Here is a 17,769-nt window from a genome sequence, read left to right on the forward strand (position 1 = left end):
AGTCTCCGCCACCTCCGCCGGCGAGGTCGGCAATCGGAGCCGTTCCGACCATCCGGTGTCCCTGAAAAAGCATTACCTCGAACGGACCCGTTGACCCATTTCCGCCCTTCGTACTAGGATTTCGTTCCGCGTGCCAACCACACCCGCGGGATCCATTGCGGTTCAAACGAAAAGCCGCGTCGATCCCGGCGAGAATCCGCCCGATTCCACAGCAGCGCTGCCGCTCGCACGCGCGCCCGAGCGCAGCCCCAAGGAACACGATGCGACGCAACAGGATCTTTTCCTTGTCGTTCGCCCTCGTCCTCGCCACCTCCACCGCCGCCGCTGCGGTGAAGGAACCGGACGGGAGCACGGTGCCCAAGGCCTCCGCCGACCCGATACAGCTCAGCACCTTCTTCGCGAACCAGGGCGAGCCGATCGACTGGCAAGTGGATGCCGCCGCCACGCCCAACACCTTCTCGCCGCTGTGTGGCTTCACGGCCACCTTCATGCTGCACGGGGCCGATTGCCCCCTGGATTTCGCCTGGTACAACGAGACCGGTCTGCCGCCCACCGCGGCCGACCTCCACGTCATCATTCCGGGCGGCGCCCCCGTGGGGACGTCGTTCAGCGGCACGGACATCAAGAACGATCCGGGCTACAAGGGCGGCCTCGTCGGGTTCGCCCTGGTGGGCAATCCGAACCAGTTCTGCACCCAGACCCATTATTCCAATCCAGCCTGGAACCAGGTCTGCACCGGCTGCAATCCGGCGGCGCCCTGGATCACGGCGCTGATCTACCCCTCGAAGAAGGCGGCCAACGCCTTCTACATCGGCTTCGAGGACGGCTCGACCAGCGCGTTCTCCTTCAACAACGACGGCGATTTCAATGACGCCGTCTACTTCGTCACCGGCGTCACCTGCGCGGGCGGTGGGCAACCCTGCGACACCGGCAAGCCCGGTATCTGCGCCTCGGGCATCACCCAGTGCACGGCGGCGGGCACGACTTGCCAGGAGCTCTCGCCGGCCGTGCCGGAGAAGTGCAACGGGTTCGATGACGATTGCAACGGCACGGCGGACGAGGGCGACCTCTGCCAGGATGGCTACGTCTGCGACAAGGGCACCTGCGTGGAGGCATGCTCCGGCGGCGAGTTCGATTGTACGACCGGCCTCGTGTGCAACAGCGGCGGGTTTTGCGTCGAGCCGGCCTGCAAGGAGGTGACCTGTCCGGCAGGCAAGGTATGCGTCGGCGGCATCTGCAAGGGGCCCTGCGACGGCGTCGTTTGCCCGTACGCCCAGGTCTGCCGCGTGGGCACGTGCGTCGATCCGTGCGCGGGGGTGACCTGTGGCGACAATCAGGTCTGCGACGCCGGTGTTTGCGTGGCCAAATGCGAGTGCCTGCCCTGCGTCGCGGGGAAGGCGTGCGACATCGATAGCGGCCTCTGCCTCGATCCGACGTGCCTCGGCGTGATCTGCGCCGAGGGCGCGCATTGCGAGGCCGGCGCCTGCGTCGATAGCTGCATGGGCACGAACTGCCCCGCTGGCCAGGCGTGCCAGCTTGGTCAATGCAAGGAGGTGCAGGGAGGCGTCGGGGGTGCGGGGGGCTCGACCGGCGCGAGCTTCGAGGTCGGCGGCGGCCCAGGCCACGGCGGCAGCGGGGGCACCAGCGCGACGGGAGGCGGCACGGGCGCCACGGGCCAGGGCGGCAGCGGCGACAGCGGCAGCAAGAGCAACTGCGGCTGCCGCATGGTGGGGGACGTCGGCGGCCGTGAGATCGCATTCGCGGGTATCGCCCTGGTCCTCGCGGCGGCGAGGCGGCGGACGGCGAGGAAAGGAGACCGGTCATGCTGACGCAATGGAAGATGGCCTCGGGTTTGGTGATGGCGGCGGCGCTCGGCGGCTGCGCGGCAGGCGTGGCGCGTGATGGCGGAGAGGGCGGCGCAGGTGATGAGCTGCCGAGCTGCCTCACGGTCACATGCGACGAGCACGCGACCTGCGCCGACGCGGATGCCGGGCCGGTCTGCACCTGCAACGAGGGATTCACGGGCGACGGCGAGACGTGCACCGACATCGACGAGTGCACGAACGGCAGCGCCACGTGCGATTCCCATGCGGCGTGCGAGAACACGCCTGGCGCGTACACGTGCACGTGCAAAACCGGCTATTTCGGTGACGGCAAGACGTGCATCGAGCTCGATGAGTGCCAGCAGGCCGCGTCATGTGATCCCAACGCCAACTGCCAGAACACGAACGGGTCGTATACCTGCACCTGCAAGCCCGGGTTTTCAGGCGACGGCAAGACGTGCACCGACATCGACGAGTGCCAGCTCGGAATGACGGCGTGCGACCCGCACGCCACGTGCACGAACATCCCAGGCGGGTATGCATGCAAGTGCGACCCGGGCTATGTCGGCAATGGCAAGACGTGCACGCACGCCGACGAGTGCGTGGATGGCGGGGGGTGCGACCCGAACGCCACGTGCGAGAACACGCCTGACGCGCATACGTGCACGTGCAACGAGGGCTACACGGGGGATGGCGTCACCTGCGACGACATCGACGAGTGCCAGCTCGGCATGACGGACTGCGACGTGAACGCGGACTGCCAGAACACGCCCGGCGCGTACAGCTGCGCGTGCAAGAGCGGCTATGTCGGCAATGGCCTCACGTGCACGCCCGTCGGCATGGGCGCCCCGGGAGAGGTGGCGATCGAGGCCGGCGCCGGGCTGACCGCGTCGACCGCGGTCACCTTGTATCTCCTGCCGCCTGGCAATCATCTCGACAACCCCGGCGCCGAGGCCGGGGACCTCTCGGAATGGCAGATCCTGGCGGACGGAGGCAGCGGCTGGGCGAGCACCACGAGCGCGTACCTGTTCGGTCAGAGCGCATTCATCACGTCGTACTCGCTTTGCAAGCGCAGCCAGGTCCTGGATCTGACGATGCTCGGCTTCTCGCAGGCGGATCTCGACGCGGCGCCTCCCATCACCGTCGGGGAATGGTTCCAGGGCTTTGGGCCGAACTACGGTGACTCCTACTATTTCAAGGTGGAGCTCCGGGCGGCCGATGACACGGTCCTCGCCTCCTTCAATCCGGGCGGGACGATGTCCACCGCGAGTAACGCCTGGCAGAGCGTGGCGCAGACGTTCACCGGCTACGGGCCGGGGCTCCGCTACGTGTACGTGGAAGACGGAGGGCACGACACGGAGTTCTGGCTCGGCCAGTACGGCGCGGTGATGGACGGCGCCAGCGTGGTGGTGGGCGACGTGCAGGTGCGCTTCTCGAATGACAACATGAACTGGAGCGCGTGGCAGGCATTCACCCCCACCGCGACCTGGATGCTCGAACCCGGCAGCGGCACGAAGACCGTTTACGTCGAATTCGCGGACGCGAAAGGCACGGTCTGGCCCCCGGTGAGCGACACGATCATGCTGCAGTAGGGCTCGTCTCGCTTCGCTGGGGCTTTGCCCCAGACCCCACCAGGGGCTGTCCGCCCCTGGACCCGGACCAGCGCAAGCGCTGGACTCGGGGTCGATGAACTACGCTCCGCGCAGTTCATCGAACGAGCCGAATCAAGACCGGCGATCGATAGTAGCGCTGCTGGTTCAGTGTGAAACGCTCCTCCACGGTCTTGCCACCGGCCTGCTGGAAAAACTGCGCGAAGCGCAGTTTTTCCACCTGAGGTCCAGGGCTTGCCCTGGTTCGGGTCGAGGGGCGAACAGCCCCCGCGGGGCCCGGGGCAGCGCCCCGGCGAAGCGGTCCCAGATGACAGTGTGGAGACGCGGGAATTCGAGCCTGGTCGTCCTCGCTCGACGAGATCGAGATGATCACATGGGGGACGTCGTGCGGCGCAACCCGCTCGACAGCGCCGCGGCTGTAGACGAAGATCTCCACGTGGAACGTGATATCCCGCCGCCCCGCCGGAAACCAGCCATGAAAACGTCGCGGCTGTCCCTCCTCGTCGTCCTGGGACTCGCGAGTTGCGCGGCCCCGCCCGTGGATCCGCCCGTCGACGCGCCCTCGAACCTGGCCTCTTCATGCCCGACGAACGAGATCACGTTCACGCAGGAGACGGGATGCATGAACGACGGCTCGGTCGAATTTTGCTTGCCGGCGGGCCATGAGGCGCTCGTCGCGCGGGTCCGGGAGATCGCGCCGACGATCGAGGCGGGTTCGTCGCGCGGCCGCGCGGGGTGCAATGTGCCGGCCGAGACGCTGTATTTCTTCCCGACGGGCGAGGCCGAGTGCGCGGCGCGCCATGGGGCGCTCGTGGATGCAGCGTGGGACAAGATCTGCCGGATCGCGGCGCTGCCGGAGGTCCGGAAGATCGTGCCGACGTGGTACGAGTGAGGCGGCGGCGCGGACGTGCCACCCGAGGCCCACCTGGTTGCGGTTCTCCGGTTGGTTCCCCGGTTTCCACTCAGGCGCGCTCACGCTCGCTCGACAGCCGCTTCACGTCATTGAGGTCGGCCAGCAGGGCCCAGGCGTGGAATCGTGGCAGCGAGCACCGCGGAACGTTCGGCAACCACGGCGAAGGTCTGCGCTCATTTCGACGAACGTACGCGCGATCGGGGCGGACGAGCCTAGCCGATAGTTCGGTCCCTCCACGCGGCGTTCTGATAGGCTCCCCGGACGCTTGCTTCGGAGGGAGATCGTGAGGAGAGCCTCTGCCGTTCCTATGGCGTTGGTCTGGTTGTGCGCCGGCGCGTACGCGTGCTCCGAGGTCGACGTGGAGCCTCCCACGTCGTCCTCCACCAGCTCGAACTCGTCCGCCAGTGGAAGCAGCAGCAGCGGCGCCGGTGGCAGCGGCGGCAGTGGCGGCGCGCCATGCATCCCCGTCGACGATCACGACCCGTGCACCGATGACCTCTGCGATATGGGCGGCCCCGTGCACCAGCCGAAGGCCGACGGCACCGCGTGCGTCATCGCCGGCGGCTGTATCGTCGGCGGCACCTGCCAGGCGGGTACCTGCATCGGAGGCAGCCCGATCACCTGCGACATGGGCCAAACGTGCGTCGCCGGCGCCTGCGTCGGTCCCCTGTGCGCCGGGACGATCGGGCTCCCAGGCATACCCTACATCCCGGTGGGCGACATGCCATCGGCCATTGCATCGGCAGATCTCGATGGCGACGGGCGATTGGACCTCATCGTCGCGAACGAGCTCGACGGTACCGTGAGCGTGCTCGAAAACATCGGGAACGGCAAATTCGCCCCTCCCGTCGACCTCCCGAGCGGCCCGAGCCCCTCCGCGGTCGTCGCGGCCGATCTGGACGGCGACGGCAAACTCGACCTCGCCGTCGCGAACCGCGACGGCAACACCGTGAGCGTGCTCGAAAACCTCGGGGGCGGCGCCTTCGCCCCGCCGCTCACGCACGCCGCGGGCCTGAGTCCGAGCGGGGTCGCCGTGGCGGACCTCGACGACGACGGCATGCCCGATCTCGCCGTCTCGAACAGCGACAGCAGCAGCGTGGGTGTCCTCTTGAATCTGGGCGGCGGCGCCTTCGCGCCCATGATGGCGTACAGCGTGATGGGGTACCCGAGCTCGGTCGCGGTCGCAGATCTCGACAGCGACGGCAAACCCGATCTCGCCGTCGCGTCGCGCTACGTCCTCGCGGGCGGCAACGTGAGCGTGCTCCGCAACCAGGGCGGCGGCTCTTTCGGCGCGGCGGTCGAGCAATACACGGGCGTCGGGCCTACGTCGGTCGTCGCCGCGGACCTCGACGACGACGGCCGGCTCGACCTCGCCATCGGCAATGCCGACACCGGCTGGAGCAGCAACCTGAGCGTGCTCGAGAACGAGGGCAACGGCACCTTCGCCTCGCCGACCGTGTACCCCACGCTCGATTTTGTCCACGAGGTGGCAGCGGCAGACCTCGACGGCGACGGGAAGATCGATCTCGCCGCTGCGATCGGAGACGCCAGCGCGGGCGTGTTCATGAACCAGGGCAACGGCACCTTCGCCGCACCCGTCCGCTACGGCACGGGCAGGGTCCCGGAAGCGGTCGCGGTCGGGGACCTCGACGGCGACGGCAAGCCTGATCTCGCCGTCGCGAGCGCCCTGAGCGACAGCGTGAGCGTGCTGCGGAACCAGGGAGGCGGTGTGTTCGGCCGGCGGTACCCCGTGGGCAACCTCCCCACCGCGATCGCGGTGGCGGATCTGAACGGCGATGCCCTGCCCGATCTCGCCGTCACGCGCGACACCGGCAGCGGCGTCGGCGTCCTGTTTCATCAGGCCGACGGGAGTTACGCCGAGCCCGTCGATTACGCCACGATCGAAAAGCCCCACGCCATCGTCGCCGCGGACCTGAACGACGACGGCGCGCCCGATCTCGCTGTCGGGAGCTACGGCGCCGGCGGCGTCGACGTGCTGCTGAACGACGGGAATGGCGCCCTTGTGCCCCCGATCAACCACCCGGTGGGCGAGGGTGTGAGGTCAATCGTCGCCGCGGACCTCGACGGCGACGGCAAACGCGATCTCGTCGTCGCCACCCAGTTCAGCAAGAAGGTGAGCGTGCTCCTCAACCAGGGGAACGGCGCCTTCGCCGCTGCCGTCGACCACGACACGGGCATGGTCCCGGTCTCGGTCGCGGCGGCGGACGTGAGCGGCGACGGCAAACCCGATCTCGCGGTCGCGAATGCGGTCGGCGACGTGAGCGTGTTCTTCAACCGGGGCGACGGCACGTTCCACCCCCCTGTCCACCACGCCGCGGGAGGGGACCCGGTCTCGGTGGTCCTCGCGGATCTGAATGGCGACGGCAAGCTCGATCTCGCGGTCTTGAACTACAGCGTGGCCATCGCGAGCGTGCACTTCAACGAGGGGAACGGATCCTTCGCACCCGCCGCCGAATACGCGACGGACGTGACCGCGCACTCGCTCGCCGCAGCCGACCTGAATGGCGACGGCATGCCCGAGCTGCTCTATACCCACGGCGAAGGCGTCGGCGTGCTCGTCAACGATGGCAGCGGTGGCTTCGCCCCTCCCGTCACGTACGGCGCAGGCATCACGCCCGGCGCTCTCGAGGTCGCGGACATGAACGACGATGGTAAGCCGGACGTCGTCGTTCTCAATGCCCACAGCGACGACGTGAGCGTGCTTCTCGGCGCCTGCATCCCGTGAACGATCCTCAGCTGAGCACGGGTCTCATGTCGAAGCCGCTGCGCTGGGGCGTTGCCCCAGGCCCCACCAGGGGTTGTCCACCCCTGGACCCGGACCAGCGCAAGCGCTGGACCCGGGGTCGATGAACTGCGCGATGCGCAGTTCATCGAACGGGACGAGGTGAGACCGGCGAGCGCCCCTGCCCATCAAGACAGCCGCACTGACCTTTCGATAGGCAACGCGGTCCCACCGGTCCGTTGGAAGAACTGCGCGGAGCGCAGTTCTTCCACCCTCGGTCCAGGCCGTGCCTGGTCCGGGTCGAGGGGCGGATAGCCCCCGCGGGGTCCGGGGCAGAGCCCCGGCGAGCGCGCGGTCAGCGGTATGGCCCCCGCTGCTTGATTTCCATCGCGGCCACTGCCTCGGCCATGCACTCGCGGACGTGGGCGTCACGCGCGCCGTGGGCGAGGCGTCTCAGTGCAGGCAGCGCCGCCGCCGCCCCGTGCTGCTGGAGCGCCAGTGCGGCTGCGCATTGCACGTTGGGATCTGCGTCGTCGAGTGCGGCGATCAGCGCGTCGAGGGTCGCCTGGCCGAGAGGGGTGAGCTTGCCCAGCGCTTCCGCGGCCTGCCAGCGGGCGCGACCATTTCGGCGATCGCCGAGTTCGTCGAGCAGCACCGCGACCACCTCGCGCGAGCCGATGCCGAGATCGCCGAGCGCCAGAATGGCCATCGGGAAGACGAAATCGTACGGGGCGCGTCGCTTCTGGCGCTGGCGGATCGTCTTCATGAGCACCGGCAAGGCCGCTGGATCGCCGATCTTGCCCAGCGCCCAAATGGCGGCCTCGGTGCGCTTCTCCGCCTCCGTGAAAGCGTCGGCTTCGGTCACGGCTTCGATCAGCGCCGGCACCGCCGCCTCGGCGCCCTGACCGACGCGGCCCAGCGCGCGAGCAACGGAGCTGAACGGGTACGCTTCGGCGGCCTCGCAACGTTGCAGCAATGCGAGCAACACCGGCACGGCGGGCGCGGCATCGGGGCCGAACGGCTCGAGCGCGTGGAGGACGGCATAGATCCTATCGCTGCGGACATCGTGCCGTGCGAGGTGCGTGGCGAGCACCGGCACGACGCGGTCTGGCCATGCGCCGAGTATCCCGAGGGCGTTGACAGCCGCGAGCTGCGACGCCGTGTCGTGCGGGGGCCGATCCTTGGCGCGTCGGATGAGGAGGCGCACGTAACGCACTGCGCGCGCGGTATCGATCGCGTGCAGGGCCCAAAGCGCGCGGGCCGCGAGCATCCCGTCGGGAGCGACGGCCGCCCGGCGGAGCGCTGGCACGGCGGCCGACGCCGCGGGGCCGATCTTTCCCAGTGCATCGGCGGCGTAGACGCGCACTGCGGTGTGGTCCAGCAAATCGACCAGCACGGGGACGATCCGGTCGGCGTCCGAACCCCAGTCGCGCAGCGCTTCGACCACGGTCGCCAGCCGCTCGTCGTTTGCGTGAGGCCCGCGCGCATATTGGGCTGCCGCCCCCAGCAGCACGGAGAGCCCGTCCGGGCACGCACGCAACCCGTTCACCAGCGTGACCACCGGCGAAATCAGGATGTCGTCATCGGGTCTGATATCCTCGAGGAACGCGAGCCATTTCTGTGCGCACGGAGAGGGCGGCGGTTCGAGCGTGAGCACCGGGGTGATCGTACGACGGTTCTATCTTCGTGACCACGAGTACCGCACACCGCGACGATGGCTTCGAGTAGGTCGAGGGCCGTTGCACAGGGTCGTGACCCGCGTGGACGCGACCGGAAGGCGCGCTAACACGACCTCGGAGGCGCGCCCACGCGATTCGGAGAGGCATCGACACGACAAAAAGTCGCGTGCACACGACCTCGGAGGCGCCTGCACGCGACCTGGAGACCTGTCCACACGACAAAAGGTCGCCTGCACACGCTCCAAAGGCGTGAGCTAACAAACGGGAGGCCCGTGGACGCGACCCGAAGGCGTGTCGACGCGACAAAAAGTCGTGTGCACACGACCCCGAAGGTGTGCGCGAGCAACCCAAAGGCGCGTGCGCACAACCCGGAGCTTCCTTGATGGGACGTGTTCCGGTACGGTCGGGCTGGATCGGGAGAGGGTGACGATGGGGAGCAAGGGGTTCGAGATGGCGCGGATACTATGCCGCCGGGCAGCGGAGAGCGGGCGGGACAGCCTCGAGCTGCGTCACCTGGAGCTGACCGAACTGCCCTCGGAGATCCTCGGGTGCTCGTCTCTTCGCTTCCTGGCCCTGTCCGACAACAGACTGACCACGTTTCCCCCAGAGATCTATTCCCTCGTCGGACTGGAACGCCTCGATCTGAGCAACAACCCCCTCCGCGAGCTCCCCGATGCGATCACGGCGTTGCAGAACCTGCTGCGGCTCAACATCGAGTACACGTGCATCTCGACCCTCCCCCAATCCCTGCGAGACCTTCGCCGGCTCACGACTCTCCGGGTCGGCAGTGGTATGCTGCAAGATCTGTCAGTCGTGCAGAAGCTGGAACAGTTGCGGGTGTTCGGGTGCCTGGGACTCGCGACGGGCGCCACGTTGCCCGATCTGCAAGCCTTGGAATCCCTCGAAGATCTATCTCTGAATGACGTCGAATTGGCAAGGATTCCGCCGTGGGTGTTCCGGCTCCAGCGTCTCATCGCCCTCCGGCTCACTCGCAACGACTTGCGCGTGGTGCCCCCGGCCATCGCGGCCCTCGTAAACCTGAGGGAACTGGAGCTACAACGTAACGATCTCGACGATCTCCCCGTGGAAATCGGATCACTTCCGAGCTTGGCGGAGATGCGCGTCGACGGCTGCCCCCTCTCCCGCCTCCCCCCGGAGATCGTGACGCAGGGCTCGAACGCCATCCTTGCCTACCTGCGCGATCAGGCTCGAAGCGGCACCCGCCAATGGATCTCCAAGCTCCTCGTCGTCGGCCAGGGCGGCGTCGGAAAGACCTCCCTCCTGCGCGCCCTCCGTGACGAGATCTTCGACCCGAACGAATTGACGACCCACGGCATCGCCGTACGCCCGCTGAAGATCGTGCACCCGACCGAGGACGGCGTGACCATGGATCTTTCCGCGTGGGATTTCGGCGGCCAGGAGATCTACCACGCCACGCACCAGTTCTTTCTCACCAATCGCTCCCTCTTCCTCCTCGTCTGGAACGCCCGCCACGGCCACGAGCAGGGCCGGCTCTATTACTGGCTCGATACGATTCACGCCCGCGCCCCCGAGTCTCCCATTCTCATCATCGCCACCCACATCGACGAGCGCTCCGCCGATCTGCCCCTCGCCGACATCCGCAAGCGATACCCGCAGATCGTCAGCCATCACGTCGTCAGCAACAAGACAGCCGATGGCATCGAAGACCTGCGTGAAGCCATCCGCGCCGAGGCGGCCAAGCTCCCCTTGATGGGCGAACGCTGGCCGAAGACGTGGCTCGACGCGGCGAACGCCATCCGCGCCCGCGCAAAGACGGAGACCCACATCACCCCGCAAAAACTCTGGGCGACGATGAAGCAGAGCGGCGTGGCCGACGACCGCCACAAAATCCTCGCCACCTGGCTGCACGAGCTCGGCGACATCCTTTTCTTTCAGGACAAGCGCGAGCTCGACGACATCGTCCTGCTCGATCCCCAGTGGGCCACGAAGGCCATCAGCCGCGTCCTCGAATGCGAAGAGGTCATCGAGCATCGCGGCGTCTTCACCCGCGCGCAGATGAACGAGATCTGGTCCGACGTCGATTCGTATCTGCGGACTCATCTCCTTCGCCTGATGGAGGAGTTCGACCTCTCCTACCGGACGATGGACGACAACGACGTCAGCATCGTCGTCGAGCGCCTCTCCCACGACGCGCCGGCCGACTTGCTGCCCCGCTTCGACGCCCTCCGCGAGCAGCGCGAGATCAGGATGCTCTTCCAGCTCGACGGGAGCTTGCCGGCTGGGATCCCAACCTGGTTCATCGCGCGGGAGCACCGGTTCACCACGCGCACCCATTATCGCCACGGCGCGCTCTTCACGGACGACACGAAGCAGCACCTCGCCTTGATCCAGGCGTTCCCCGAGCAACGTAATCTCCTGCTCACCGTCCGGGGGCCGCGCCCGGACGCGTTTTTCACGTTGCTGCGCGACGGCCTGGAGTTCACGCTGGCGCGTTTCCGGGGCCTTAAGATCGAGCGATTCATCCCCTGCCCCGGGCACGATGGATTGCCCTGCACCCACGAGTTCAAGTTCGAGCAACTCCAGAAAGCCCTCGAAAAGAAACGCTCGCACATTCAATGCCCCGTGGCCTTTGGGGGCGACGTCGAAAGCCCGGACGTGGACATCCGCGAGATGCTCTTCGGCCTGACCGCCTCGACGGTCGACGACGTACAACGCAAGCTGGAGGTGATCAGCGCAAAGCAGGACGAGCACCTGATACACATCCGCGCCCTGACCGAGATCGTCCAACGCGAATTCCTTCGGGTATTCCAGGCCATGCAGCGCCACGAGGAGACGCATTGCCCCTCGCTCTTCGTGCTCCGGCCCGATCAGGGCGAGGCCTGGAAGCAAAGACTCCTCGGGCAGACCGTGGAGTTGCACCTCGTCTGCGAGGCGCCCGGGGAAGCGCACCTGACGGATGATACCGGGCGATACAAGACGCAGTTCTCGCCGACGTGGCTCGGGACCATCGCGCCTCACGTCGAGAAGGTGAGCTCGGTCCTGAAATACGCGGCACCGCTCATCGGTGCAGCCGCTGGATTCGCCCCTGAGCCCTACCAGAAGATGTTCGCGAACGACATCAAGCTCATGCAGGAGCTCGTGAAGAAGCTCCCGGAGATCGAGGGCGAGGAAGACGACTCCCTCTCGCTCCGCGATCGCCACGGGGAAGAGAGCCTGGAGCGGGCCTCTGGCGCGACCCTCCGGATCGTGCGCAGCCTGCTCGACGAGCTGGATCCACGGAAAGCCTGGGGCGGCCTGCGCAAGATCCTCACCCCCGAGGGCCATTACCTCTGGCTTTGCGACAAGCACGCGGCCGCGTATCGGGTCTGATACCGTCGCCCAAATCGACGCGTGGGGACGGACGAACGCCGCGGAAGACCGCGGCTCGGACCATCGACACGTCCTCTGCGCGTCCAGTACGCTGCATCGCGCGTAGGTACGGTGGGAGGGGTCCCAGGATGCGTATCCTGTCGGCGGGGGAGCTTGTCGCCGGACGGTTCGAGGTCGAGCGCCTCGTCGCGCGGGGCGGAATGGGCACCGTCTACCGGGCGATCGACCGCTCGGAGGGCGCGGAGGTGGCGCTCAAGCTGATTGCGCTGCCGACGGACGACAAGGACACGCTGTCGCGCTTCGAGCGCGAAGCGGCGATGCTCGCGCGGGTGAAACACCCTCGCGTCGTGCGTTACGTGGCGCGCGGACGCTTCGACGCCGGGCACGCGTATCTCGTGATGCAATGGCTCGACGGCGAGGACCTGCACAGCGTCCTCCAGCGAGGTCCGCTCGCGACGGAGGACACGCTCGCCGTGCTCGCGTGCGCGGCGGAGGCGCTCGCGGCCGTGCACGCCGAGGGGATCGTGCACCGCGACGTGAAGCCCGCGAATCTGCTCCTGCGCGGCGGGGCGAGCGCGGACGTGGTGCTGCTCGATTTCGGCATCGCGCGGCCGCTCCGAGCGACGAAGCCGATCACGGTCACGGGCACGCTCGTGGGAACGCCGCAATACATGGCCCCCGAGCAGCTCGCCGACGGCGGGAGAATCGTGCCGGCGACGGACGTGTTTTCCCTCGGGTGCATCTTCTACGAATGCCTCACGGGGCGGCCCGCCTTCGACGCCGAGCACGTCGCGGGCGTGCTCGCGCGCATTCTTTACGACGATCCCGCCCCGGTGCGCGCCGTGCGCCCCGCCATCCCGCAAGAATGGGAGGACCTTCTCCTTCGAATGCTGAGCCGGAACGCCGAGCGGCGTCCGCGAGATGGCGCGGCCCTGCGAACCCTCGTCTCCGCGTTGCCCGCGGTCACGGCGGAGGAACACCTGCCCGTATCGCTGCGCGGCCCCGCGGCGCCCTTGGAGGCGGGCGAGCAGACGCTCGTGACGCTCGTGCTCGTGACGTTCGGCCCTCCGGAGCGCGGCGATCCGGGCGAGGCTCCGGCGACGGAGGCGGGCCGCGTGGAGGCGGCGCGGCGGGCGCTGCCGCTCCTCCGGTTCGACCTGGAGGAGCTCGCGGAGGGCTCGATCCTCGCGTCCATCGCGTCACGCGGAATGGTCACGGACCAGGCGCGCATCGCCGCGCGTGGCGCGCTCTCGCTGCGCGAGCTCTGGCCCGACGCGCGGATCGGCGTGGTGACGGGCCGCGCCTCGACGAGGCGGACGAGACGCATGGGCGAGGCCGTCGATCGAGCCATGAAGCTGCTCGAAGACCCGAGCCACGCGGCGGAGGAGGGCGTCTGGCTCGACACGGTCACGGCCGCGCTGCTCGATACACGATTCGTCACCCGGAACAAGGACCATGGGACGCTCTTGCTCGCGGAGCGCCGGGAAGAGGGCGCCGGGCGATTGCTGCTCGGCAAACCGACGCCGTGCGTGGGGCGCGAGGTCGAGCTGATGGAGCTCGAAGGTCTGCTCGGGCGGGCGATCGAGGACGGTGAGCCGCAGGGAATGCTCTTGCTCGGGCCGCCGGGGACGGGCAAATCGCGGCTCTTCGGCGAGCTCGCGCGCCGGATTCGCGCGGCGCACCCCGAGGTGTTGCTCCTCGTGGGCCATGGGGATCCGCTGACGGCGGGCTCGCCGTACGGGCTCTTGCGGGACGCATTGCGAAGATATGCGGGGCTCGACGCGATCGAGGATCCCGAGCGCGCGCGAGAGGTGGTGATCGATCGGCTCTGCGCGCACGTGGAGGCGGGGCATCGGCGGCGCGTGGGCGAGTTCCTCGGCGAGCTCTGCGGCGTCCCCTTCCCTGCCGAGACGAGCGCGCCGCTGCTCGCCGCGCGAAACGACGCGCAGGTGATGGAGGAGCAGATCGGACGAGCCTTCCTCGCGTGGATGGCGTCCGCGTGCGCGGCGCGGCCCGTGACGCTGGTCCTCGAGGATCTGCACTGGGGCGACGCGCTGACGGTGAAGCTCGTGCGGAGCATGCTGCGCAGTGACGGCGAGATGCCCCTGTTCGTGTTTTGCCTCGGCCGGCCCGAGACGCGCGAGCTCTTGCCGACGATGGCCACCTCGCGGATGCACCAGATGTCGCTGCGCCCGCTCGGACGGCGGGCGATCGAGCGGCTCGTCAAGAGCGTGCTCGGCGATGCCATCCGCCCCGAGACGGTCGAGCACATCGAAAAACTCTCCGAGGGCAATGCGTTGTTCCTGGAGGAGCTCATCCGGGCCGCGGCGGAAGGCAAGATGAGCGAGGCGCCGGAGACGGTCGTGGCCATGCTCCAGGCGCGTTTGTCGAAGCTGTCGTCGCCGGAGCGGCGGCTCCTGCGCGCGGCGAGCGTCGTGGGGGAGACGTTCTGGGTGGGCGCGGTACGTCGAATCGTCGCGGCGTGGGGGGCGCGCGACGACGTGGACGGGTGGCTCGCGCGGCTCGTGGAGGAGGAGCTCGTCGAGCGGCACAAGGAGAGCCGATTTCCACGGGAAATCCAGATGGGCTTCCGGCACGCGCTCGTGAAGGACGCGGCGTACGGGCTCTTGACGGAGGCGGATCGGAAAGCCGCGCATCTCGCGGCGGGGGCGTGGCTCGAAGGCGCCGGCGAGGCCGATGCAATGGCGCTCGCGGGGCACGCGGAGGAAGGCGGAGACCTCGCGCGGGCGGCGCGGTTTTACGCGAACGCGGCCGCGGAGTCGCTCGCGCGGAACGATCTCCGGGAGGCGGCACAACGCGCGGCGAAGGGGCTCGGATGCGGGGCGGAAGGCATTCTCCGCGGGGAGCTCCTCGCGGTCCTCGCCGTGGCGAGATTCGGCCTGGGGGTGTGGCCCGAATCGACTTCACCCGGGCTCGAAGCGCTCTCGATCCTGCCGAAAGGGAGCACCTGGTGGTGCCGGACGGCGGAGCGGATGATCCACGCCTTGCCGCAGATGGGCGCCACCGAGCCTTTTTTCGAGCTCGCGGAGGACGTTTGTCGGGTCGAGCCTCTTCCCGACGCGCTCCCCGCATTCGTCTGCGCGACTGGCAATTTGCTCTACATCGCCACGGCGCTTTTTCCGGTCACGCTCGTCGAGGTACGTCGCAAGACCCTCGCGCGCCTCAGGCAGCTCCCGGCGCTCGACGAACCCCGGGCGCGCGGCCTCGCGCTCATGTGGCAGGCGTGCGCCGCGATGTACGTGGAGCCTTGCCTGGAGCAGAACCGAGCGCTCGCCGCCCAGGGCGTGGAGGTGCTCGCGGAGGGGAACGTTTTCCACGACCTCTGCATGGCGCACGTCCTCCACGGCATCGCGGCGCGGGAGATGGGCGACAAGGACGCCGCCGAGGCGTCCACGCGCCGGGCGCTTTCGATCGCCGAGCGGATCCAGGACGGGTATCAGATCGCGAACGCGGTGTTTTACCTGAGCGAGACCTTGCTCGAATGGAGCGGACCGTCGCGCCTGGACGAGAGCGAGGCGTTCGCGCGGAGGGCGCTCGATGCTCACGTGGGGGCGTTCTACGAAGCTGCCAGCTTTCGTGTCCTCGCGGAAATCGCGCTCTCTCGGGGCGAGGCGTCGCTCGCCGAGGCGCACGCGCGGCGGGCCGTCACGGCCGTGGGCGACACGGGAGGCTTGCTCGTGTACTGGCACGAAGGCACGCACCTGCGCACGCTCCTCGCCTGCGGCCGCGTGGACGAGGCCCTCGCGACCGTGGAAAAGCGCCTGCCATCGTTTCTCGCGCTCGACGGGTCCGGCTATTTCGACGTGCCGTTCCGCCTCGCCGTCGCCGAGACATTCTTCGCCGCCGGAGACCCCGCGGCCGGCAGGGACGCCCTCCGCGAGACGCGGAGGCAGATCGAGCTTCGCGCCGAGAACATCCACGACGTCACGAGCCGCTCGCGTTACCTCGAAAAGAAGGATAACCTTCGCGCCTTCGCGCTCGCCCGCGAGTGGAGTCGAAAATGAGCGGTCACCTCTTCATCTTGCACGGCGATCTCACGCTGCTCTCCTGTGACGCGTGGCTCGTGCCCTGCGACATCGACGCGATGCCCTCGCGGAGCTGGACACGTTCGTTCAGCCATCTCCAGGGTCGATCCTTGCGCTGGGCCACGCCGACGGAGGAATGGCGGCGCGGAAAGCAGCGCGTGCTCAAGGTGGTCGAATGGGAAGACCACCTGCCGCGCCCGTGGGTCGGCAACGTCGGGGCCGTCCCGAGCACGGACGTCTCCTGGTTCGTCGCGGGCGCCGAGGAGTTCATCGAGCGCGTGACGGACGACCTCCGCGCGCACGGGACGCCTCCACGCAATGGGCGGGCCAAGCATCTGCTCGCGCTGCCGGTCATCGGCACGAGGTACGGCGGCAAGCGGCACTGGACCGGGGACGTCGTGCGCGCGCTCGTCCCGGTCCTGCAGCGGCTTGCCATTGCGAAGGACGTGGACATCGCGCTCGTGAGCAACGACGAGCTCACGTACGCATCCGCGCAGGCGCAACGCGGGGCGGATCCCTCGTCCTGGCCCGATCTCGACGAGCACTTGTGGCGCACGGGGGAGAGCCTCGCGCACGTCGCCGCGAACGGCGATCTCGTGCTCTTCATCGGCGCGGGCGTGAGCAAGAATGCCGGCCTGCCGGATTGGGGCGGCTTGCTGCGGGATCTCGCCCGGGACGCCGGGATGAACGAGGCGGAGCTCGGCGCCTTGAAGGAGCTCGGCGCGCTCGATCAGGCCCGCGCGATCGAGCTGCGCATGGAGACGAGCATGCAGCCGCAGGCGAGCAAGCGCATCCTGGGGGAGCGAATCGCGGATGCATTCGCCCGTGTCCACGGGTATGCCCTGTCGCATGCGCTGCTCGCCGCGCTCCCCGCGCGCGAGGTCATCACGACGAACTACGATACGCTGTTCGAACGCGCCTCGCAGGCGGCCGGGATGACGGTCTCGGTGCTGCCCCACGAGCCCCAATCCGGGGCATCACGGTGGGTGCTCAAGATGCACGGGTGCGTCACGGATCCCGACAACATCGTCCTGACGCGCGAGGATTACATGCGATACGACCTCCGCCGGCAGGCGCTCGCGGGGATCGTGCAGGCGCTGCTCCTGATGCGCCACATGCTGTTCATTGGTTTCTCCTTGCGTGACGACAATTTTCACCGGATCGCGGACGCCGTCCGGCGCGCGCGTGTGCCCGCGAAGGCGGACGCGCCTTCGCCCGTCGGTCGATTCGGCACGGCGCTCTCGCTGTTCTGGTCGCCGCTCGAGCAAAGCCTCTGGGGCAACGATCTCGACTGGGTGAACATGCAATCGACGCCGCCCCCGGCCGGACGAAATGAGGAGAGCGACAAGGCCTGGGCCGAGGCGGCGCGGCGGCTGGAGCTCTTCCTCGACAGCTTGCTCGCGCGGACGGGGACCACGGCGTATCTCCTGCACCCGCGCTTCGAGGGCGCGTTGAGTGACACCGAGCGCGGGCTCGCCGACAAGCTGCAGCGATTCCTCGACGAGGTCGATCGGGACCCGAGCGTGAAATCGGCACCGGCGTGGAAACACCTGGAGGCGCTCTTGCACCGGCTCGGATGGCCGCGGACGCCCTGACGAAACGAT

General features: G+C 68.3%; 9 protein-coding genes. 7 read left to right on the forward strand and 2 right to left on the reverse strand.

What is annotated here, in order from left to right; all coding sequences use genetic code 11:
- Positions 1-260 precede the first annotated feature (260 nt).
- Positions 261-1,829 carry a hypothetical protein gene (locus tag QHF83_RS02445; RefSeq protein WP_282416112.1) on the forward strand — a complete coding sequence of 523 codons (1,569 nt, stop codon included), beginning with the start codon at positions 261-263 and terminating at the stop codon, positions 1,827-1,829.
- Positions 1,823-3,415 (forward strand): EGF domain-containing protein, encoded by a 1,593-nt coding sequence (locus tag QHF83_RS02450; RefSeq protein ID WP_282416113.1) that lies wholly within the window; start codon positions 1,823-1,825, stop codon positions 3,413-3,415. The genes QHF83_RS02445 and QHF83_RS02450 overlap by 7 nt, the downstream gene beginning before the upstream one ends.
- A 115-nt stretch (positions 3,416-3,530) precedes the next feature.
- Here the strand turns inward: QHF83_RS02450 and QHF83_RS02455 are convergent, their stop codons facing one another.
- Positions 3,531-3,869 carry a hypothetical protein gene (locus QHF83_RS02455; protein ID WP_282416114.1) on the reverse strand — a complete coding sequence of 113 codons (339 nt, stop codon included), beginning with the start codon at positions 3,867-3,869 and terminating at the stop codon, positions 3,531-3,533.
- A 39-nt stretch (positions 3,870-3,908) separates the two neighbouring features.
- Here QHF83_RS02455 and QHF83_RS02460 point away from each other — a divergent pair, with 39 nt between their 5' ends.
- Positions 3,909-4,325, forward strand: coding sequence for a hypothetical protein (locus QHF83_RS02460; protein ID WP_282416115.1), 417 nt, complete (start codon positions 3,909-3,911; stop codon positions 4,323-4,325).
- Positions 4,326-4,629: 304 nt separating this feature from the next.
- Positions 4,630-7,092 carry a VCBS repeat-containing protein gene (locus QHF83_RS02465; protein ID WP_282416116.1) on the forward strand — a complete coding sequence of 821 codons (2,463 nt, stop codon included), beginning with the start codon at positions 4,630-4,632 and terminating at the stop codon, positions 7,090-7,092.
- A gap of 352 nt (positions 7,093-7,444) precedes the next feature.
- Here the strand turns inward: QHF83_RS02465 and QHF83_RS02470 are convergent, their stop codons facing one another.
- Positions 7,445-8,746: a HEAT repeat domain-containing protein gene (locus QHF83_RS02470; protein WP_282416117.1), complete on the reverse strand. Its 1,302-nt coding sequence runs from the start codon at positions 8,744-8,746 to the stop codon at positions 7,445-7,447.
- A gap of 451 nt (positions 8,747-9,197) precedes the next feature.
- On the opposite strand from QHF83_RS02470, the gene QHF83_RS02475 reads away from it, so the two are divergent.
- The 3 genes from QHF83_RS02475 (at position 9,198) to QHF83_RS02485 (ending at position 17,760) form a co-directional block, all read left to right on the forward strand.
- A complete protein-coding gene (locus QHF83_RS02475) occupies positions 9,198-12,119 on the forward strand; it encodes a COR domain-containing protein (protein ID WP_282416118.1) in 2,922 nt (973 codons plus the stop codon).
- Positions 12,120-12,247: 128 nt separating this feature from the next.
- A complete protein-coding gene (locus QHF83_RS02480; RefSeq protein WP_282416119.1) occupies positions 12,248-16,144 on the forward strand; it encodes a serine/threonine-protein kinase in 3,897 nt (1,298 codons plus the stop codon).
- The gene (locus QHF83_RS02485) at positions 16,141-17,760 is read left to right on the forward strand and encodes an SIR2 family protein (RefSeq protein WP_282416120.1); all 1,620 of its coding nucleotides are present in this window, start codon (positions 16,141-16,143) and stop codon (positions 17,758-17,760) included. The genes QHF83_RS02480 and QHF83_RS02485 overlap by 4 nt, the downstream gene beginning before the upstream one ends.
- Positions 17,761-17,769 lie beyond the last annotated feature (9 nt).

It is taken from the genome of Polyangium sp. 15x6 (genome assembly GCF_029960785.1).
Taxonomy (GTDB): domain Bacteria; phylum Myxococcota_A; class Polyangia; order Polyangiales; family Polyangiaceae; genus Polyangium.